Below are 21,424 nucleotides of genomic sequence, written 5' to 3'. Positions count from 1 at the left end.
AAATGAATAAATATACTGAAGACGACTTAAAAGTCGAATTACAAAACAAAGAATACGAATACGGATTTTATACTGATATAGAATCGGAAACGTTTCCTATTGGTTTAAATGAAGATATAGTTAGAGCAATATCAAAAAAGAAAAATGAACCAGAATGGATGACAGACTGGAGATTAGAAGCTTATAGAGCTTGGGAAGAAATGATAGAACCAGAATGGGCAAACGTGCATTATACTAAACCCGATTTCCAAGCTATTTCGTATTATTCTGCACCTAAAAAAGCAGATCCAAATAAGACGTTAGATGATGTTGATCCAGAACTTTTAGAAATGTATAAAAAGTTAGGGATTTCAGTTGACGAACAGAAAAAAATAAACAATGTTGCTATTGACATTGTAGTTGATTCTGTCTCAGTAGCTACAACTTTTAAGAAAACACTAGCAGAAAAAGGAATTATTTTTATGAGTATTTCTGAGGCAATTCAGGAATATCCAGAATTAGTTCGTAAATATTTAGGAACAGTTGTTCCGCAAAAGGATAATTTTTATGCAGCATTAAATTCAGCTGTTTTTTCAGATGGTAGTTTTTGTTATATTCCAAAAGGAGTTCGTTGTCCAATGGAATTATCAACATATTTCCGTATTAATCAAGGAGGAACGGGACAGTTTGAAAGAACACTAGTAATTGCTGACGAGGGAAGTTATGTTTCATATCTTGAAGGTTGTACTGCTCCAAGTCGTGATGAAAATCAATTGCACGCAGCAGTTGTAGAATTAATTGCTTTAGATAATGCAGAAATAAAATATTCAACTGTTCAAAATTGGTTTCCTGGTAATAAAGAAGGAAAAGGTGGTGTTTATAATTTTGTAACCAAGAGAGGTATATGTGAGAAAAATGCAAAAATATCTTGGACACAAGTAGAAACAGGTTCGGCAGTAACTTGGAAATACCCTTCTTGTATTTTGAAAGGAGATAATTCAATAGGTGAGTTTTACTCAATTGCAGTTACTAATAATTACCAACAAGCAGATACTGGTACAAAAATGGTACATTTAGGGAAAAACACTAAATCTACTATTATATCAAAAGGAATTTCTGCTGGGAAGTCGCAAAATAGCTATAGAGGGTTAGTGCAAATTTCATCAAGAGCTGAAAATGCACGAAACTTTTCTCAATGTGATAGTTTGTTAATGGGTAATGAATGTGGAGCACATACTTTTCCTTATATTGAAAGTAAAAATGCATCTGCAAAAATAGAACATGAAGCAACTACTTCAAAAATTGGAGAAGATCAAGTTTTTTATTGCAATCAAAGAGGAATTCCAACAGAAAAAGCGATTGCGCTAATTGTAAATGGATTCAGTAAAGAAGTTTTAAATAAATTACCAATGGAATTTGCTGTTGAAGCTCAAAAACTATTGGAAATTTCATTAGAAGGTTCAGTTGGATAATGAGTAAATCAGTAATTATAATTGGTTCGTCTCGTAAAAATGGAAATACAACAAGAATAGCTGATGCGATTGCTGACCAATATAATATAGATATAATAAACTTGAGTGATTATAATTTTTCTTATTATGATTATGAAAGTAAAAATAAAAATGATGATTTTTTCATACTAATAAAAAGTATAATTGAAAAGTACGATACTTTGATTTTTGCAACACCAGTATATTGGTATAGTATGAGTGGAATAATGAAAGTGTTTTTTGACCGCTTTTCCGATTTATTGCGAATTGAAAAAGAAACAGGCAGAAAATTAAGAGGAAAAAACATGGCAGTCATTTCAAATTCACATGATGACGAATTAGAAAATGATTTTTATATTCCTTTTCAAAAATCAGCAGATTATTTAGGAATAAAATATTTAGGCGAAAAACATTTTAATGCAGATACGCCAAAAGAAAAACAAAATTTAGAATTAGCTTTTATATAAAATAAAGACAATGTTACAAATTAAAAATTTACACGCTTCAGTTGAAGATAAAGCAATATTAAAAGGTATAAATCTTGAAGTTAAGGCAGGCGAAGTACATGCTATAATGGGACCAAATGGTGCTGGAAAATCAACGCTATCTTCTATTATAGCTGGAAATGAAAATTATGAAGTTTCTGAAGGGGAAATTTTTCTTGATGATGAGGAAATATCAGAATTAGCACCAGAAGAAAGAGCACATAAAGGGATTTTCTTGTCTTTTCAGTATCCTGTTGAAATTCCAGGCGTTTCGGTAACTAACTTTATCAAAACAGCTATCAATGAAAGTAGAAAAGCAAAAGGACTTGAAGATATGCCTGCTAATGAAATGTTGAAGAAAATACGTGAAAAATCAGAATTGTTAGAAATGGATAAAAAATTCCTTTCTCGTTCTTTAAATGAAGGGTTTTCTGGAGGAGAAAAGAAACGTAATGAAATTTTTCAAATGGCAATGTTAGAACCTAAAGTAGCTATTCTTGATGAAACAGATTCTGGACTAGATATTGATGCTTTACGTATTGTTGCAAATGGAGTTAACAAATTAAAAAGTAAAGATAATGCTGTTGTTGTAATTACGCATTATCAACGATTATTAGAATATATTGTTCCTGATTTTGTTCATGTTTTAATGGATGGAAAAATAGTTAAATCTGGAGATGCTTCTTTAGCTTTAGAGTTGGAAGAAAGAGGATATGACTGGATAAAAGCAGAATTAGTGTAAAGTCTCAAAAAGGAGAGGTTCGATAATTTGAAGGAATAGTTCTTGACTAAAAGCAAGAAAATTTATGAAATTACTGAAAACCCAAATTTTTAAAAATGACTTTCAATTTTAAGACAAAAAAAATGGATTTAAAAGATAAATTACTTTCGTCATACATTGCATTAGAAGAAAAAATAGACATGGATTCTAATTTACATGATGTACGTAACCAAGCTATAAAAAACTTCGAAGCTAAAGGATTTCCTACTAAAAAAGAAGAAGAATGGAAGTATACTTCATTAAATGCTGTGTTGAAAAATGATTTTTCTGTTTTTCCGAAACACGAAAATGCAATTGAATTTCCAGCAGTAAAAAAATATTTTCTTCACGAAATAGATACTTATAAATTAGTGTTTATTGATGGTAAATTCAGCTCATTTTTATCTTCAACAACACATGAAGGAATCGATGTTTGTTTGTTATCATCAGTGTTGACAAAACCAAAATATAGATTAGTTCTAGAAACATATTTCAATCAAATAGCTAAAAAGGACGAATCATTAACGTCATTAAATACAGCATTTGCACAAGAAGGAGCTTTTATTAATATACCAAAAAGTAAAGTTGCAGATAAACCTATTGAAATAGTTTATTTTTCTACGGGAACAGAAGCAGCCTTAATGGTGCAACCAAGAAATCTAATTGTAGTTGGAGAAAATGCACATGTTCAAATAATAGAACGTCATCAAAGCTTAAACGAGAACCCAGTTTTAACAAATTCTGTAACAGAAATTTTTGCACAAAAAAGAGCTAATGTAGATTATTATAAAATCCAAAATGATGTACAAACGGCTAATTTAATTGATAATACGTACATTGCTCAGAAACAAGAAAGTAGAGTAGCTGTTCATACTTTCTCTTTTGGAGGAAATATCACAAGAAACAATTTGAATTTCTATCATCAAGGAGAACGAATAGATTCTACTTTGAAAGGAATTACAATTATTGGAGATAAACAACATGTTGATCATTTTACTTTAGTGCATCATGCACAACCAAATTGCGAAAGTCATCAAAATTACAAAGGTATTTTTGGAGATAGTTCAACAGGTGTGTTTAATGGTAAAATATATGTTGAAAAAGAGGCGCAAAAAACAGATGCTTTTCAGCAAAATAATAATATTCTAATTAGTGAAAAGGCAACAATTAACGCTAAACCGCAATTAGAAATTTTTGCAGATGATGTAAAATGTTCTCATGGTTGCACAATTGGCCAATTAGATGAAGGCGCTATGTTTTACATGCAACAACGTGGTATCCCTAAAAAAGAAGCCCGTGCATTGTTAATGTATGCTTTTTCTAATGAAGTAATTGAAAGTATAAAAATACCAGAATTAAAACAAAGAATCACAAAAATTATAGCTACCAAGTTAGGCGTTAAAATGGGATTTGAGTTGTAATTTAATAAAAGCATTATATATATTTATAAAAAGTGTTTCCTAATTTAGGAAACACTTTTTATTTTATAATTGTGATATTTGTTTTTTAACCTTTATTTATTCCAATTTTAAATAATCAAGTTGTAAATTTGTACTCAAATTGATTTAACATGTTTGATGTTCAAAAAATAAGAGCCGATTTTCCAATTCTTTCTCAGCAAGTAAATGGAAAACCTTTAATATATTTCGATAACGGTGCCACTTCTCAAACTCCTCAAGTAGTAATAGATACTATTGTTGATTATTATTCAAGATATAATGCTAATATTCATCGTGGAGTGCATACACTTAGTCAATTAGCAACAGACGCTTATGAAGAAGCGCGTTTTAAAATTCAAAAGCATTTTAATGCAAAGCATAACTACGAAATAATTCTAACTTCTGGAACGACAGAAAGTATAAATTTGGTTGCGAATGGCTTTGCATCAATTTTACAAAAAGGAGATGAAATTATTGTTTCTGCATTGGAACACCATAGTAATATTGTGCCTTGGCAAATGATTTGTGAAAACACAGGTGCTATTTTGAAAGTGATTCCGATGAGTTTAGAAGGTGAATTAATTATGGAGGAATATGATAAATTACTTTCAAATAAAACGAAACTAGTTTTTTGTAATCATATTTCAAATGCTTTGGGTACTTTAAATCCAATAGAATATATTATAAATAAAGCACATGAAGTTGGCGCTGCTGTTTTAATTGATGGAGCACAAGCTTGTCCTCATTTAAAACCAGATGTTCAAGTATTAGATGTTGATTTTTACGTGACTTCTGCTCATAAAATGTGTGGTCCAACAGGTGTTGGAATGTTGTATGGAAAAGAAGAATGGTTGCGAAAATTACCTCCTTATAAAGGTGGAGGAGAAATGATTGCAACTGTAACGTTTGAAAAAACAACGTATGCAGATTTGCCTCATAAATTTGAAGCAGGAACACCAAATATTTGTGGTGGAATTGCTTTTGGTGCAGCTATAGATTATATGAATGCAATTGGGTTTGATAATATTTCGGCTTATGAGCATGAATTATTAGTACATGGAACAGAGAAACTTCAAGAAATTGAAGGAGTTACTATTTATGGACCAAAAGACTTAACAAAGAAAGCATCCGTAATTTCATTTAATATTAATGGAATTCACCCTTATGATATTGGCACGATTATAGATAAACTAGGTATAGCGGTGCGCACAGGACATCATTGTGCACAGCCTATAATGGATTTTTACAAAATACCAGGTACAATAAGGGCTAGTTTTGCGTTTTATAATACTAAGGAAGAAATTGATATATTTGTAGAAGCCGTAAAAAAAGCAAAAATGATGTTATCATAAACAAACAACAAATAAAACATGAAAGCAATTACTATTCTATCAGCATTAATAATTACACTATCAAGTTGTAATTGTCAGAAGAAAGCAACAGAAGCTACTTTGGTATCAGGAAAAGAAAATACTGAAAAAGAAATAGAATTAGAAAAAAACAGTGAAATGACTACAATTCAGAGTTTACCGTTATTTGAGTATGAATCAATGTCTAGAGGTTATTTCAATAAGATAACAGTTGATGCAACTAAGCTTTATGTTAAAAATTCTTCAGAAGGAAAACCCGTTTCTTCAGTATTAAGTGCAGAAGATATTCAAGCATTAGAAGCGGCCTATAAAGAAATTGATTTAGAAGAATTACCGAATTTAAAAGCACCTACAGAAAAGCGTTTTTTTGATGGAGCTCCAATGACAAATTTAAAAATAACAAGAGGTGACCAAGTTTATCAAACACCAGATTTTGATGGAGGTTCTCCACCTAAATATATTGAAAAACTAGTAAATACAATATTAGAAATAGCTAATAAAAATAAATAAGGATGACAATAGAAGCCATACAAGAAGAAATTATAGATGAGTTTTCTATGTTTGATGATTGGATGCAACGTTATGAATATATAATAGAATTAGGAAAAACGTTACCATTAATTGATGAACAATATAAAACTGAAGAAAATATTATTAAAGGATGTCAATCTAAAGTTTGGGTTCATGGAGAAGTGAATGATGGAAATATCGTTTTTACTGCTGATAGTGATGCCATTTTAACAAAAGGAATTATAGCTATTTTGATTCGTGTTTTTTCTAATAAAACACCTCAAGAAATTTTAGAAGCAAATACTAATTTTATAGATGAAATAGGGTTAAAAGAACATTTATCTCCAACAAGAGCTAACGGATTAGTATCAATGATAAAGCAAATAAAAATGTACGCTTTAGCATTTCAAGCAAAACAATAATTAATTTAAAAACATGTAGTTTAGAAATTATTTCTAAATATTGAAAGTAATAAAAAATGGAAGAATTTAACGATACAATTAATTTAGGAGAAAACGTTGTAAAGGTTTTGAAAAGCATTTATGATCCAGAAATTCCAGTTGATATATATGAATTAGGATTAATTTATGATGTGATGATTAATGAAGATAATGATGTAAAAATATTAATGACACTAACATCACCTAATTGTCCTGTTGCAGAATCATTACCTTTAGAAGTTGAAGAAAAAGTAAAATCTATTGATGAGGTAAAAACTTGTGAAGTAGAAATCACTTTTGATCCACCATGGAGTAAAGATTTAATGAGTGAAGAAGCAAAATTAGAATTAGGAATGCTTTAAAATCCAGAGAATAGTGTTTTGTATTCCATTAACATTTGTTGTTGAGAGTATTGAACACTATTATTGAATACTAAAAATGGCACGTTTTCAACCAAAATCTTTAAACGACAATCAAAAAATCGGATTAAAATCTACTTTTAATTCGCTTTTTTTTATACCTCGTTTTTTTAAAGAAATTTGGAAGACAAATAAAAAATTGTTTTTTGCATCTGCTTTTTGTAGACTAATTGCTGCTCTTCTTCCAGTAATAATTCTATGGATTGGTAAAATTATAATTGATGAAATTATAAGAATTACAACAAATTCAGAAACAGATTATTCAGAACTTTGGAAGTATGTTGTAATAGAGTTTATTCTGATTGTTTTGTCAGATTTAGTTAGTAGAGCTATTTCGTTAACAGATGGAATATTAGGAGATCAGTATAACATTCAAACTTCAATTCAAATTATTAAAAAGACTAATGAAATAGATATTAGCCTTCTTGAAAATTCTGAATTTTATGACAAACTAGAAAGAGCAAGAACTCAAACAATGGGTCGTGTTGATTTAATGTCAAATGTTTTAGGTCAGGCTCAAACAACAATTTCGATTATTACCTTAATTGCAGGGTTAATTTATTTTGAACCGTATTTAATTATTTTATTAATATTGAGTATCATTCCATCATTTATTAATGAAGTACGCTTTAGTCAACAACAATATTCATTAGCCAGAAGTTGGACAACTGAAAGAAGGGAATTAGATTATCTTCGGTTTATAGGAGCTAATGATAAAACAGCAAAAGAGATAAAACTTTTTGGGTTGACTGATTTTGTAGTCGAACGCTTTCAAGTTTTAGCGAATAGGTATTTTAATCTAAATAAAAAATTAGTTATTAAAAGATCAAGTTATGGTTTTTTATTTAATGTTTTAGGTTCTATTAGTTATTATGCTGCTTATGTTTTTATTATCTATCGTGTTTTATCTGGTGTAATTACATTAGGTGAATTAACGTTTTTATCAGGAAGTTTTAATCGATTAATGAAAAGTTTGCAAGACTTTTTTTCAAAGTTTACTAGAATCTCTGAAAGCGCTTTATACTTAAAAGATTATTTTGATTTTATCGATATTTCTTCCGAACCAAAGCATAGCGAAGATATTCCGTTGCCAAAAACAATTCAGAAAGGATTTGAGTTTAAAAATGTTTATTTCGCATATCCAGAATCGGAACATCAAATATTAAAAGATATAAGTTTTACTATAAATGCAGGAGAGAAAATCGCATTTGTTGGGCAAAATGGAGCAGGGAAAACAACTTTAACAAAATTATTGCTTCGTTTTTATGAACCTACTTCAGGAGAAATTTTGTTAGATGGAGTCAATATAAATCGATATAATAAAAGCGATTATCAAGCTTTTTTTGGTGTTTTATTTCAAGATTTTTTTCGTTACGAATTTACGGTTAAAGAAAATATTGCAATTGGAAAGATTGATGAAATTCAAAATATTGAACGAATTGAAAAAGCAGCAAAACTTAGTTTGGCAGATGAAGTAGTTTCTGAATTAGTTTTAGGCTATGAACAACAATTAGGAAAACGTTTTGTAAAAGGTCAGGAATTATCTGGTGGACAATGGCAAAAAATTGCATTAGCAAGGGCATATATGAAAAATGCTGAGGTAATGATTTTAGATGAGCCAACATCGGCTCTTGATGCAAAAGCAGAAAGTGAAGTTTTTGAACGCTTTATACATTTAATTGAAAATAAAACAAGTGTAATTATATCACATCGTTTTAGTACTGTTCGTCAAGCAGATAGAATTTTAGTTTTAGAAAACGGTAAAATTTTAGAAGCAGGAACTCATGAAGAACTCATGAAAAATAATAAATTGTACGCAGAATTATTTACCCTTCAAGCAGAAGGATATCAATAAAAAATAGTATGGAAAAAGATATTATAAATAAAGTAGCAAATAGTAAGCTTGAAGTTTTTGATTTAGAAGATTATTTTCCAAAAGAAGAAATCGTTACTATAGATATTTCTCAGTGGCTTTATGAAGGTTTTATTTTGAAAGAAAAAGATTTTCGAGAGCTATTAAAATCATTTGATTGGTCAATTTATTCAGAAAAAGGAATAGTTCTTTTTTGTAGTACAGATGCAATATTACCTGCATGGACTTTTGCTTTAGTAGCTTCATATTTAATTCCTTTTGCCAAACAAATTATACACGGAAATGAGCATGATTATTTATTACTTCATTATAATAAAGTTTTAGAATCAATTGATTTTTCAAATTATCAAGATAAACCAGTTATTTTAAAAGGATGCTCTAAAAAACCTGTTCCAAATGCAATTTACACATTGGCAATTCAAAAATTATATCCTTTTTCAAAGAGTGTAATGTTTGGTGAAGCTTGTTCTGCCGTGCCTTTGTATAAATCTAATTTGAAGTAAATAGTTATTCTTTTATTCAAATATTCGTACTTTTGTTGGCATAATCTTTGATTTTAATTTGAAAATTAAAATTTATAAATAGACAACGTATGAAAAAAATCTTATTATTATTAATTTTTGTTTCAGTAAATATTTTTGCTCAAAAAACAGAAGGTGAACTAATTAATGTTACGTCCGAAGCTGCTAAAAAAGCAGTAGATACATCTTATGTAGGATGGAAGAAGGCCGGTAATTTTGTTTTGCTTTTTAATCAATCAGCTTTTAATAATGAATGGCTTGGAGGAGGAACAAGTAATGTTGCAGGGAATGCAGGATTAAATTACGATTTTAATTATAAAACTCCTGAAATGATTTGGGATAATAAATTTATTGCTGCTTATGGTTTAACCAAATTAAAAGATCAACCTACAACAAAATCAGATGATCGTTTAGAATTTACTTCTTTAATAGGTAAGAAAGCAAAAGGATATTGGTTTTATTCAGGTTTTTTAAACTTTAAAACTCAAATGGACTCTGGTTTTCTTCAAGAAACAGATGCAGTTACAAATGTTACTACTTATACAAAAATATCTCATTTTTTCTCTCCAGCATATTTACAAGCTGGACCAGGTATGTTATGGAAAAAAAGTGATAATCTAAAAGTAAATTTAGCTCCAGCTACTTCACGTTTAATATTTGTTCATAAACATTTTACAGAGTTTGGTTCTGCATTTGGTGTTGATCAAGGGAAAACATCTCGTTTTGAATTTGGTGCGGCTGTAAATGCATATTATAAATTTAATATTATGGAAAATGTTTCAATGGAAAACATATTAAATTTATATTCTAATTATTTAGATAACCCTCAAAATGTTGATATTGATTATCAAATGAATTTAGTAATGAAAATTAATAAATATATATCTACTAATGTTGCTTTTCAAGCTATTTATGATGATAATGCAATTGGAGCTTTTCAAATCAGAGAAGTATTTGGTTTAGGGTTCAACTACGGATTTTAAAAGAAAATAGATTATATCTAAAAAAAGACCTCAATTGAGGTCTTTTTTTATTCGGTGTCCATTGCTTCTTTATATTCAGGATATAAAAATTTATTATAAGGGAAACGTGTAATATGAATTTCTCTAACAGCTTCATATACTTTTTCTCTAAATTCTTCAAAATTTAATTTATCTGTAGCAGAAATAAACAAGGCGTTATTTTCGCCTATTTTATTCATCCAAGTTTGTTTCCATTCATCTAATGTATAATGCTTTGCTTCTTTTTCAATCTCTAAATTATCATAATCAAAATATACAGGATTGTAAGCGTCAATTTTATTGAAAACCATTATAGTTGGTTTATTATCGCTTTTAATTTCTTTTAAGATGTCGTTTACAGAAGAAATATGATCTTCAAAATCAGGATGAGAAATGTCAACTACATGAAGTAATAAATCAGCTTCTCTTACTTCATCTAAAGTACTTTTAAAAGATTCTACTAATTGAGTGGGTAATTTTCTAATAAAACCAACAGTATCACTTAAAAGAAAAGGTAAATTTTTTATTACGGTTTTACGAACAGTTGTGTCTAATGTTGCAAATAATTTATTTTCTACAAATACATCACTTTTTCCAATAGCGTTCATTAAAGTAGATTTTCCAACGTTAGTATAACCTACTAAGGCTACTCTAACCATTGCTCCACGGTTACCTCTTTGAACAGACATTTGCTTGTCTATCGTTTTTATTTTTTCTTTTAATAAGGAGATTCGGTCTCTTACAATACGTCTATCTGTTTCAATCTCTGTTTCTCCAGGACCACGCATTCCAATTCCACCTCGTTGACGTTCTAAGTGTGTCCACATTCCTGTAAGACGAGGTAGTAAATATTGACATTGTGCTAATTCAACTTGTGTTCTTGCGTAAGAGGTTTGAGCTCGTTGTGCAAAAATGTCTAGGATAAGATTAGTTCTGTCTAAAACTTTACAGTCTAATTCTTTTGTAATGTTTTTTAATTGAGAAGGAGACAATTCATCATCAAAAATTACTGTTTTGATATCATTGTCTTTTATGTAGTAATTAATCTCATCTAATTTACCAGTTCCTACAAACGTTTTTGGATTTGGTTTGTCCATTTTTTGAGAGAAACGTTTTACAACTTCTCCACCAGCAGTATAGGTTAAGAATTCTAATTCATCTAGATATTCTCTTAGTTTTTCTTCATCTTGGTTTTGAGTAACAATACCTACGATGGCTGTTTTCTCAAATTCATGTTTTTCTATTTCTAACATAGTCTTTCTTTATGATTACAAAAGTACAATTATTTAGTATAAAAAAACGCCCTCAATTTGAGAGCGTTTTTAGAATATTTCGAACTACATTTAGTTAATTGCAATATCATCAATATGCATTGTTGTTGTTAATGCAGGAGTGTAGCTATATCCTCCAGTATATTCAAAAAGAATAAAGCCATTTCCAGTTAAACTAGTTGGAAAATTATAAACACCACTGTTTACAAAAGGTTGTGAAGCACTACCTGTTGTTCCGCTTGCAATAGTAAAGTTTGATGTGATATCAACTAACGTTGCATCATCAACATTTCCTAAAACGGCATAATCAGTAGAATAATAAACTTTTAAAACACCACCAACATCGAATCTATCTTGAGATTTAAACGACATATTGTTTGCCGCTGAAAAATCAACTGGCATTATAAAGTAAACTCTATTTACATCAAATTGGTAATTAGAATTGGAACTAAAAGCAGTCATTTTTAAATATTTATTATTACTAAAAGCTTCACAATACCAATAATTACCTCCTTCTACAGGATCATTTACATATTTTGGAAATATTTTTTGTCCTGTTGTTACACTACCAGAAGTATACGTCTCAAAATCTTCTAAGAAAGAGCCTAAATACTGGATGTTAGTCCCTCCTAATGGTGGAGCAGAATCAATACGTGGTTGGTCTAATTTAACATCGTTTAGGGTTCTTATCATAAACTGCCAAGTGCTACCAAATTTTGTTAATACACCTCTTATTTTACCATTTCCGCTAGGTATTTGATCTCCTGCGAAAGTAGCAAACTCACTTACACGTACTGTTACTGTGTTTCCAAATTCATCTGTTATTTGATGATTTGTTCCGCCACCTATTGTAAATACATCAGTATCATAATAGTTTTGATTTAATGAAGCATCAGTAAATTGAACGTTATCAAACTCAATTAATTTATTAATATATTGATTGTTTAATGCCTGTGCAATTGTAACGTGATTTACTAAATCATCTTCATTTACATTTGAACATGAACGTAGTATAATATCTTCATATTCTACACCCGATATTCTACCAACGTCATCATTGTTTGGATTAGTTATATCACCACCGTCATATAATGAACCAATAACTGTAGCGCTATTGTCTATTTGGTAATAACGATTTTTCATGTTAATATATACAAGTCTTCCTGGTTCATATTTTGTATATAAATTATATGCATCAACTGGAATACTAAATCCAATATTTCCATCAGTTGAAACTAATGATATTGATTTATAAAAGTTTCCACCTTCATCACTTGATGTTACATAAGCTTCAATAATATCTTCTCCTGTCCATTCTTGATGATTAGATTGAGATGTAGAAGTAATATCAATCACTTCTTTAGTTGTTGTTAGGGTAACACATTCATTTGATAAATCAGGTGTTCCATAATCATCTCCATTTACACAACTAAATAGTGTTGTGAATAGAGCCGTTGTTAAAATTATTTTAAACTTCTTCATAGTTTATTTATTTTCAAAAATTCTAATATTATCTATTTGAAATGTTGTAGTTGCACCATTAGCTTTGCTTCCGATATAACGAAAAGCGACATAAACATTGTTGCTGTTTTGGTAGTCGGATAAATTAACTATTCCGCTATTTACGAAAACATCGTCAGAATCAGGTGAGATAAAATCTAACTCTTCCCATGTTGAAGTTGAGATGTTATCTTTGTTTCCATCAAAATCAGTAGAAATTAAAACTTTAAATTCAGCAGAATTTGAAATTCTTTTCTTTGTGTCAAAAGTTAGACTTTCAGAATTAGGAGTAGCTGCGAAATCCATTTTTGAAGTAATTAACCAAATATCATCATTTGGATCATTATAAGAAAAAAAAGAAGAAAATTCAGCATATTGATTTTCATCAAATTGTCTAACGTGCCATAATCTTGAACCTTCAACAGCTACGTTTAACCATCCAGGTAAATTTACTGCAACTTCATTAGAACCACTTCCTCTGCTCTCATTTTCAAAATTATTTCCTACTAATACAGGAATATAATCTGTAACAACATCATAATCATCATCTTTTACACAGCTTGTAGTAATGCTTAGTATTACAGTTGCAATGAATATGTTTTTAAATATTTTTTTCATAATCAATTTTTTTAGAAATTAATATAGCAATTAACAAAGAATGTTCTTCCGTATCCGTAAAAATACTTTGATCCAAATGAAGGAGTTCCATTTGCTTGATCTGCAACTAAATCAGGATATGTTGCTTTTCTTGATTGTTCAAAACCACCTGTTTTATAAGTTACGTCAAATATATTGTTTATTGAGGCGAAGAATCCGAATGTATTCCTGTTTTTAGAACTAATTCTCCATGATTTTCCACCTACAACGTTTACTAATGTGAATCCGTCAAATTTTTCTTGCTTTAAAATGTTTCTAACATTTGGCTCTGTTGCTCCTGGGAAACTATAACCATTTGTATTATTTGGATCTGGATCAATAACGAAATTATCTGTTCTTAATATACTTGAAACATCGATATAACTATCAGATAGGTAGTTTACATTTGCTCCAATCCACCAGTAGTGAGGGTCACGATATTCTAAACCAAACGAATAAGCTTGTTGTGGAACTCCTGGTTGGCGATAATCTTTAATATAAACAGTTCCAAAATCTTTTAGTGGATTTAAACCGTTTGCAGCTCTTCCATCATCATTTGTTACAAGTTTTGCATTGTCAGAATAAATATATTGACCGTATGAAGCAGAAGCAGTTGCTTTAATTGTAGAAGTTAATTGATATTCAAGACCTAATTCTGCACCAATTGATTGTTTGTCAAGTCCAGTTACAATTTCACTTACAAAAGAATCTTCATCACCTGAAACATCTCCTATACTTTCTGCATAAAAGAATGAAATTTCAGAGCTATTTGAGATTTTGTTATAGAATCCAGTTAATCTAGCTTTAAGATTAGGTGTTCTAATGATGTAACTTGCATCAGCAGCTATAATATCTTCATTAGTTAAATTAGGTGTAATATTATTGTTTAAACGTGCGTTAGAAAATACATTACGCATTATTGGTGCTTTTGTCATATATAAACCATTAAAGTCTAATAGATGACGACCATTTATTTTATAAGTTAATCCTCCTTTAAAACCAAAGTTTTCATAGGTTACTTTATCTCCTTTTCCATATGAATTATCAGCATAAATTCCATTTCTGTATAATCCTTCTCTTTGGTATTCAGTTCTTGAAAAACTTTGAGCTAAATAAAAATCAAACTTGTTATAGTTAAATTTGAATTGAGTAAAACCATCTAAGATAGTAGCAAATAGATTATAGTTGTATCCATAAGTGTCTCCTTCACGAACTTGTCTGTTTGGATTGTTTAAGTCAGATTGAGCATTGTTACCTGTATAGAAAGGATCAATATCAGAGAAATATTCTCCACCCATTAAATCTAATAAGTTTTGGTGATTATGAGATTTTAATCTTTTGAAATTTACTCCTCCATTTAAACTTATGTTATCTGATAAACTTGAATTAATAATTGAGTTTGCACTCCATTGAGAATCATCTGTTCTGTCTTCATAAAGTGCATAAACACTTCTACCTCCATTAGATGAATTTTGATTTGCAATGTACATTGCATTCCAGTTAATTTGTGGATTGGCTTTAAAATAAGATAAGGCATTTATTGCATCTTGATTTTGGTAAACTTGATTTCCATTTCCGTCTAGTACTGGGTTACCATTTGCATCTGTTACTGGATCATTCCATAATTGAGGTTGATTTAAAAAGTAACTAGGTAAGTTTCTGTAGTAAGTAGGGTCTGGATTATTTGCATTTTGAAAATCAATTCTTGTATTTCCAATTGTTCCTGTTTGGTAAGCAACATTTGTATTTAAAGTTGTTTTTTCAGTAATTTTCCAATAATGAGATAACATGTTAATTGGTTCTGCAATGTCTTTATCTCTTGAATTACGTTTTTGACCATCTTGCCATCCCCAATAAGAGTTGTATTTAACTCCCATTATATCGGTAACTTCTTGTGTGTTTGGTGATGATTTTCCACGGCTATTTTGAGCGTAGATAGAAGTGAAGTTTAAACTGTGTTTATCATTGAATTTTTTCTCAACACTTGCGAAAAGTGAATTTGCGCTATAATCGGTACCATCAAAATAACCTTCTTGAGCCCATCTTCTTGATGCAGAGACTACGAAAGCCCATCCGTTTTTGTCTAAACCAGATGCATGAGTTGCCATTGCTCTCCAGCTATAATTTGTATTGGTTCCAGACATTGTTAATCTGTTTCCAGGTCTGTAAAAAGAAGCTCTTGTATTGATTTCTTGCGTTCCTAATATACTACCAAAAGTATAATCAGAAGGAGTAGAACCCATTGTGAATTCTTGATTACGAGTAGCATCATTTAAACCACCCCAATTACTCCATTGTGGTCTTCCATCATAAATTTTGTTCATAGAAATACCATTAATCATTGTATTTCCATATTGATTGTCTAAACCTCTAATTCTGAAACGAGCTTGCCCCCAATTAAAAGCTGCCGCCTGTTGATAAGTATCTCTTGAGGCTTGTAATAAACCAGAAGTACTTTCTGAACCAGTGTTGTCATCTCCTAAATCATTTTCAGTTATTGTTACTAAACTTAGTTGAAGCTCAGTAGTAATATCTTCTTCAAGAACAATAATACCTAAATCTAAAGTCTCACCTTCTGTAGGCTCTAGTGCAAAGGTTTGCGTTTTGTAACCAGTTGAGCTAATAAATAGCACAGGTTTACCTGAAGGTAATGTTTTGAAAGAAAAATTCCCTTCAAAATCAGTAACTACTGATTGATTTGTGCTTTGGATTGTAGCAACAACGTTTTGTAATGGTTTTTGAGTTTTGGAATCAACTACTGAACCTTTTAAGGCAGGGTTTTGTTGAGCAAAAACAAAAACAGCTTGTAGTACTAATAATGTACTTAATACAAGTTTTTTCATAGAATGGATAAAAATTAATAATAATTTAAAGGCCAAGTAATTTAAACTTAACAGCCTACAAATGTATAACTTTTAATAATATTATTTACCTTTGGCACCCGATTTGTATTAAAATTGATGGTAACATAACATTCATTATATGAAAATTAAACAATTTTTAGCTGCTTTTTTTGTGATTTTCACAATTAACCAATCTTTTTCGCAAGAAAAGAAATTTAAAATTCATACGGTTGCATTCTATAATTTTGAGAATCTGTTTGACACAATAAATGATCCTATAACTTATGATGAAGAGTATACTCCTTCTAATGGTTGGACTCATGGAAATTATAAAAAGAAATTAGAAAATTTATCAAGAGTAATTATTGAGTTAGGAACTGATGAAAATCCTACAAATTCTCCAGTTGTAATTGGAGCATGTGAGATTGAGAATAGACGTGTGCTAGAAGATTTGGTAAAAATGCCAAAGATAGTTGACAAGGGATATAAAATTGTACATTTTGATTCTCCAGACAAAAGGGGTATTGATGTAGCTTTATTGTATCAGGAAAAATATTTCACACCTACTAGTTATATAAACGTTCCTCTTTATATATATGAGAATGGAGAAAAAAACAACAAAAAAGAGAAAGAAGAAATAACTGAAGATACAGATGACAATGTAGAAGTAGATTCTAAAACTAAAAGAATTTATACACGAGATCAATTGTTAGTTACAGGTTATTTAGAAGGGGAAGAGATTAACTTTATTGTTAATCACTGGCCATCTCGTTCAGGAGGAGAGAAAAAAAGCAGTCCTAATAGGGAAGCTGCAGGAGCATTAAATAGAAAAATAATAGATTCTCTTTATAAAATAAATCCTAATGCAAAGATTATTACGATGGGGGATTTAAATGATGATCCTACTAATAAGAGTGTGAAAAAAGGAATAAAGGCTATTGGGAAAAAAGAAGACTTGAAAGCATTTGATATGTATAACCCAATGGAGAAGATGCACAAGCAAGGAATAGGAACATTGGGCTATAGAGATTCTTGGAATATATTTGACCAAATGATTGTTTCAGAACCATTAGTTAGAAAAGATTATACTACTTGGACTTATTGGAAAGCTCAAGTTTTTAAGAAGCCTTATTTAATTCAAAACGAAGGAAGATGGAAAGGGTATCCTAAACGAAATTCAAATGGGGTTCCAGGATTTAGTGATCACCTTCCTGTTTATTTGTATCTTATAAAACAAGTGAATTAAAAATCGGGTTTTAATTTTTTTTAAAAGAAAAGGTTAGTAGGTAATTTTTATATTGCAAACTAACCTTTTCTTTTTTTATTAACTTTACATTTAATTTTTTTTAAAATGAGTATACAAAAACCTTTCAATTTAACTAAATGGATAGAGGAGAATAGACATTTGTTAAAACCGCCAGTTGCAAATAAAAATTTATATATTGATTCAGGGGATTTTATTGTGATGATTGTAGCAGGACCAAATGCTCGAAAAGATTATCATTATAATGAAACAGAAGAGTTGTTCTATCAATTAGAAGGCAATATAACAATTCATGTTCAAGAAGATGGAAAGAAAAAATCAATGAAGCTAGGTGCGGGTGATATGTATTTACATCCTGCTAAAATTCCGCATTCTCCTAATAGGGAAGAGGGTTCTATTGGGTTGGTTTTTGAAAGAAAAAGGAAAGACTTACCTGTTAAAGATGGATTGTTGTGGTATTGCGATACTTGTAATCATAAATTATATGAGGTTTATTTTAAACTTAATGATATTGAAAAGGATTTTTTAAGCCATTTTAAAGCGTTTTATACTTCTATTGAAAAAAGAACGTGTAGTAATTGTGGAAGTATTATGGAAACGAACCCTAAATTTATATAAAAATATAGTCAGGTTTTTTCCTATTTGTCAAAATAAAAAAATTAAAATCAATTTCATACATTTGTAGAAATATAACAAAAACAAGTAAAAAAGTTACAATGTCAACAATATCGCAACAATTCGGAATGCAAGAAGCATTGGAAATATTAGGAGTAAAAGAGATTAATCAAGGGACTTCAACAGGAAGTGAGTGGTTTTCAAATGGTGATAAAATAGATAGTTTTTCACCTGTTGATGGAACGTTAATAGGATCTGTTACAACTACTACAAAAGAAGATTATGAACGCGTGATGCAAAAAGCAACTGAAGCTTTTAAAACTTTTAGAGCTATACCAGCTCCGCAAAGGGGAGAAATTGTACGTCAGTTTGGAAATAAATTAAGGGAACTAAAAGAGCCTCTAGGGAAATTAGTTTCGTATGAAATGGGGAAATCTTTGCAAGAGGGTTATGGAGAAGTTCAGGAAATGATTGATATTTGTGATTTTGCAGTTGGACTATCGCGTCAATTGAATGGACAGACAATTCCTTCAGAGCGTCCAGGACATGTAATGCGAGAACAATGGCATTCAATAGGGGTTGTAGGTATTATTTCTGCTTTTAATTTTCCAGTAGCTGTTTGGTCATGGAACACAGCTCTTGCATGGATTTGTGGAGATGTTTGCGTATGGAAAGCATCGGAAAAAGCACCTTTATGTTCTATTGCTTGTCAAAATATTATAGCTGAGGTTTTAAAAGAAAATAATTTACCAGAGGGTATTTCTTGTATTATTAATGGTGATTATAAAGTAGGGGAGATGATGACATTAGATACTAGAATTCCTTTAGTGTCTGCAACAGGATCTACTCGTATGGGAAGAATTGTTGGTGCAAAAGTAGCAGAACGTTTTGGTAAGTCTTTATTAGAGTTAGGAGGAAATAATGCTATTATAATTACTCCAACTGCTGATTTAAAAGTGGTTGTTCCAGGAGCTGTTTTTGGAGCTGTAGGAACTTGTGGACAACGTTGTACTTCTACCAGACGTTTAATTATTCATGAATCGGTTTACGATACTGTTAGAGATGCTATTGTGGGAGCTTATGGTCAAATTAAAATTGGTAATCCATTAGATGAAACGAAACACGTAGGGCCACTTATTGATAAAGATGCTGTTAATACTTATTTAGCTGCTATTGAAAAAGCGAAAGCGGAAGGTGGAAAAGTATTAGTAGAAGGAGGTGTTTTAGAAGGTGAAGGATATGAAAGTGGTTGTTATGTGAAACCAGCGATTATTGAAGCTGAAAATCATTTTGAAATTGTACAACATGAAACTTTTGCGCCTATTTTATATTTAATGAAGTATAGCGGAGAAGTTGAAAACGCAATTGATTTACAAAATGGTGTAGCTCAAGGGTTGTCTTCAGCTATTATGACTAATAGTATGAAAGAGGCTGAAAAATTCTTGTCTTTTGCAGGTTCTGATTGTGGTATTGCCAATGTAAATATTGGTACTTCTGGTGCGGAGATAGGTGGTGCTTTTGGTGGAGAAAAAGAAACTGGTGGAGGAAGAGAATCGGGTTCTGATGCTTGGAAAGTGTATATGAGAAGACAAACGAATACGATAAACTATTCTGATCAATTGCCTTTAGCGCAAGGAATAAAATTTGATTTGTAGTTTTTATAGTAAAAAGTGACAAGTAATTAGTGAATGGTTACTTTATTTATACAAAACCCTGTAAATAATTTATTTGCAGGGTTTTTTTTGATTTTAATGTTGCTAAGATTATTTTCTTCTTATAAACTACTTCCATACTGTTTCTATACACTATCCTCCCTTTATCCTAACCTTTAAGTAACCTTTAATATGGAGTAGTAGGTTTTGTGACCTGTCTTAAAATAGCTATAGAGGTTAAGAGAGGAGAGAGGAATAAGATTTTTTGATTTACAAATATTAGATTTTTTTCTTTGTTTTGTTTGATTATTTTCAAATAGTTTTTATATTTGTACTCTAAACATTTAAACAAATATAATTATGGCAAAATCGAATGGTATTTTGAAAATTGAAGGGACAATTGAGGATTTAACTTTCTACAAAAAAGATGGTAAAAACTTTGTAAGAAGAAAAGGGGGTGTTTCTAGGGAACGTATTCTAAATGATCCGAGTTTTATTAGAACTAGAGAGAACGGGGCGGAGTTTTCTCATAGTGCTAGTGCTGGAAAATTATTACGCTTAGCGTTAGGTGGTTTAGTTTTTAAAGCAAAAGACAGTAAATTATCTAGTAGGATGTTGCAGTTGATGTCTAAGATTAAAAATTTAGATACGGTTTCTTTGAGAGGACAAAGAAAAGTGAGTGAAGGGGTTTCAACTGCTCAGGGGAAACAAATTTTAAAAGGGTTTGATTTTAATGCTAATGCTCCTTTAAACAATGTATTGTTTGCTCCTTTTGTTTTTGAAAGTGCCAATGGAGTAATTTCTTTTACTGATTTTATTCCTGCGGAGCAATTACAGTTTCCACAAGGAGCTACTCATTTTAGTATGCAATCTGTTGTTTTGCATTTGGATTTTGAAACAGGAGAATCGGAAATTGGTTATAGTAATGTGGTAAACTTACCTATTTCTTTTACTCCTAATGCTAGTGTATTAACTCCTGCTAGTGTTCCAACAGGAAATGGTTGTCAGTTATTTTTAATGCTGATTTCTTTTTATCAGGAATTAAATGGCGTACAGTATTCTTTAAAAAACGAAGAGTTTAATGTTCTAAGTATTATTGAAGTTCTTTAAAAATCAGGAATTTATAGGCACTTCTTGTTGCTATATGTTAATAAGAAGTGTTTGTTTTTAACACAAATTACAGTTTTTCTGTAATCACGGTTAAAATTTAAAAATAATTAAAAATCAATGCAATTTGGTTCTATTTTTGAGCCTAAAAAAAATAAAGTCTATTAGTTAAACTTTTACTGTTTTTTACCTTTTCTTGCGCTTAAAAAGAGAAAAGTACGTATTTATACGTACAAAAAACATTGAAAA

Annotated in this window: 19 protein-coding genes; 15 read left to right on the top strand and 4 right to left on the bottom strand. The window is 30.3% G+C overall.

Annotation, left to right across the window (positions count from 1 at the left end; all coding sequences use genetic code 11):
- The first annotated feature begins 2 nt into the window (after nt 1-2).
- The 11 genes from sufB (at nt 3) to LXD69_RS04920 (ending at nt 10,269) form a co-directional block, all read left to right on the top strand.
- Nucleotides 3-1,451, top strand: coding sequence for a Fe-S cluster assembly protein SufB (gene sufB, locus LXD69_RS04970; RefSeq protein WP_045970513.1), 1,449 nt, complete (start codon nt 3-5; stop codon nt 1,449-1,451).
- Nucleotides 1,451-1,936: a flavodoxin family protein gene (locus LXD69_RS04965; protein WP_246917935.1), complete on the top strand. Its 486-nt coding sequence runs from the start codon at nt 1,451-1,453 to the stop codon at nt 1,934-1,936. Before sufB ends, LXD69_RS04965 begins: the two co-directional genes overlap by 1 nt.
- Nucleotides 1,937-1,946: 10 nt before the next feature.
- Nucleotides 1,947-2,696, top strand: a complete 750-nt coding sequence (sufC, locus tag LXD69_RS04960; RefSeq protein ID WP_045970517.1) for a Fe-S cluster assembly ATPase SufC — start codon at nt 1,947-1,949, stop codon at nt 2,694-2,696.
- A gap of 122 nt (nt 2,697-2,818) precedes the next feature.
- On the top strand, nt 2,819-4,135 hold the full coding sequence (gene sufD / locus LXD69_RS04955; RefSeq protein WP_045970518.1) for a Fe-S cluster assembly protein SufD: 1,317 nt from the start codon (nt 2,819-2,821) through the stop codon (nt 4,133-4,135).
- A gap of 149 nt (nt 4,136-4,284) precedes the next feature.
- Nucleotides 4,285-5,505 (top strand): aminotransferase class V-fold PLP-dependent enzyme, encoded by a 1,221-nt coding sequence (locus tag LXD69_RS04950; RefSeq protein WP_246917934.1) that lies wholly within the window; start codon nt 4,285-4,287, stop codon nt 5,503-5,505.
- A gap of 18 nt (nt 5,506-5,523) precedes the next feature.
- Nucleotides 5,524-6,033 carry a hypothetical protein gene (locus LXD69_RS04945; RefSeq protein WP_052705308.1) on the top strand — a complete coding sequence of 170 codons (510 nt, stop codon included), beginning with the start codon at nt 5,524-5,526 and terminating at the stop codon, nt 6,031-6,033.
- 2 nt (nt 6,034-6,035) lie between these two features.
- Nucleotides 6,036-6,455 carry a SufE family protein gene (locus LXD69_RS04940; protein ID WP_045970522.1) on the top strand — a complete coding sequence of 140 codons (420 nt, stop codon included), beginning with the start codon at nt 6,036-6,038 and terminating at the stop codon, nt 6,453-6,455.
- Between the two features lie 56 nt (nt 6,456-6,511).
- Nucleotides 6,512-6,835 (top strand): SUF system Fe-S cluster assembly protein, encoded by a 324-nt coding sequence (locus LXD69_RS04935; RefSeq protein WP_045970524.1) that lies wholly within the window; start codon nt 6,512-6,514, stop codon nt 6,833-6,835.
- Nucleotides 6,836-6,911: 76 nt separating this feature from the next.
- Nucleotides 6,912-8,747: an ABC transporter ATP-binding protein gene (locus LXD69_RS04930; protein ID WP_045970526.1), complete on the top strand. Its 1,836-nt coding sequence runs from the start codon at nt 6,912-6,914 to the stop codon at nt 8,745-8,747.
- Nucleotides 8,748-8,755: 8 nt separating this feature from the next.
- On the top strand, nt 8,756-9,268 hold the full coding sequence (locus LXD69_RS04925; RefSeq protein ID WP_045970528.1) for a DUF2480 family protein: 513 nt from the start codon (nt 8,756-8,758) through the stop codon (nt 9,266-9,268).
- An 89-nt stretch (nt 9,269-9,357) separates the two neighbouring features.
- Complete coding sequence (locus tag LXD69_RS04920) at nt 9,358-10,269, top strand: DUF3078 domain-containing protein (RefSeq protein ID WP_045970530.1); 912 nt, start codon at nt 9,358-9,360, stop codon at nt 10,267-10,269.
- 47 nt (nt 10,270-10,316) lie between these two features.
- Here LXD69_RS04920 and hflX read toward each other — a convergent pair whose 3' ends face one another.
- From hflX to LXD69_RS04900, 4 genes are all read right to left on the bottom strand, one after another.
- The gene (hflX, locus tag LXD69_RS04915; protein ID WP_246917932.1) at nt 10,317-11,540 is read right to left on the bottom strand and encodes a GTPase HflX; all 1,224 of its coding nucleotides are present in this window, start codon (nt 11,538-11,540) and stop codon (nt 10,317-10,319) included.
- Nucleotides 11,541-11,630: 90 nt separating this feature from the next.
- Nucleotides 11,631-13,040, bottom strand: a complete 1,410-nt coding sequence (locus tag LXD69_RS04910) for a DUF5689 domain-containing protein (protein WP_246917930.1) — start codon at nt 13,038-13,040, stop codon at nt 11,631-11,633.
- A 3-nt stretch (nt 13,041-13,043) separates the two neighbouring features.
- Nucleotides 13,044-13,676 carry a choice-of-anchor J domain-containing protein gene (locus LXD69_RS04905; protein WP_246917928.1) on the bottom strand — a complete coding sequence of 211 codons (633 nt, stop codon included), beginning with the start codon at nt 13,674-13,676 and terminating at the stop codon, nt 13,044-13,046.
- 11 nt (nt 13,677-13,687) lie between these two features.
- Nucleotides 13,688-16,537: a TonB-dependent receptor gene (locus LXD69_RS04900; RefSeq protein WP_246917924.1), complete on the bottom strand. Its 2,850-nt coding sequence runs from the start codon at nt 16,535-16,537 to the stop codon at nt 13,688-13,690.
- 139 nt (nt 16,538-16,676) lie between these two features.
- Here LXD69_RS04900 and LXD69_RS04895 point away from each other — a divergent pair, with 139 nt between their 5' ends.
- The 4 genes from LXD69_RS04895 to LXD69_RS04880 all read left to right on the top strand — a co-directional run bounded on the left by LXD69_RS04895 (nt 16,677) and on the right by LXD69_RS04880 (nt 21,178).
- Nucleotides 16,677-17,783 carry an endonuclease/exonuclease/phosphatase family protein gene (locus LXD69_RS04895; RefSeq protein ID WP_246917922.1) on the top strand — a complete coding sequence of 369 codons (1,107 nt, stop codon included), beginning with the start codon at nt 16,677-16,679 and terminating at the stop codon, nt 17,781-17,783.
- Nucleotides 17,784-17,888: 105 nt separating this feature from the next.
- Complete coding sequence (locus LXD69_RS04890; RefSeq protein ID WP_045970542.1) at nt 17,889-18,419, top strand: 3-hydroxyanthranilate 3,4-dioxygenase; 531 nt, start codon at nt 17,889-17,891, stop codon at nt 18,417-18,419.
- 98 nt (nt 18,420-18,517) lie between these two features.
- Nucleotides 18,518-20,071, top strand: coding sequence for an L-piperidine-6-carboxylate dehydrogenase (gene amaB, locus LXD69_RS04885; protein WP_246917920.1), 1,554 nt, complete (start codon nt 18,518-18,520; stop codon nt 20,069-20,071).
- 357 nt (nt 20,072-20,428) lie between these two features.
- Nucleotides 20,429-21,178 carry a hypothetical protein gene (locus LXD69_RS04880; protein ID WP_246917918.1) on the top strand — a complete coding sequence of 250 codons (750 nt, stop codon included), beginning with the start codon at nt 20,429-20,431 and terminating at the stop codon, nt 21,176-21,178.
- The last annotated feature ends 246 nt before the right edge of the window (nt 21,179-21,424 follow it).

Source organism: Flavobacterium sediminilitoris (genome assembly GCF_023008245.1).
Classification (GTDB): Bacteria; Bacteroidota; Bacteroidia; order Flavobacteriales; family Flavobacteriaceae; genus Flavobacterium; species Flavobacterium sediminilitoris.
Note: the sequence above shows the minus strand (reverse complement) of the source record. Positions and strands in the feature narration are given on the sequence as shown.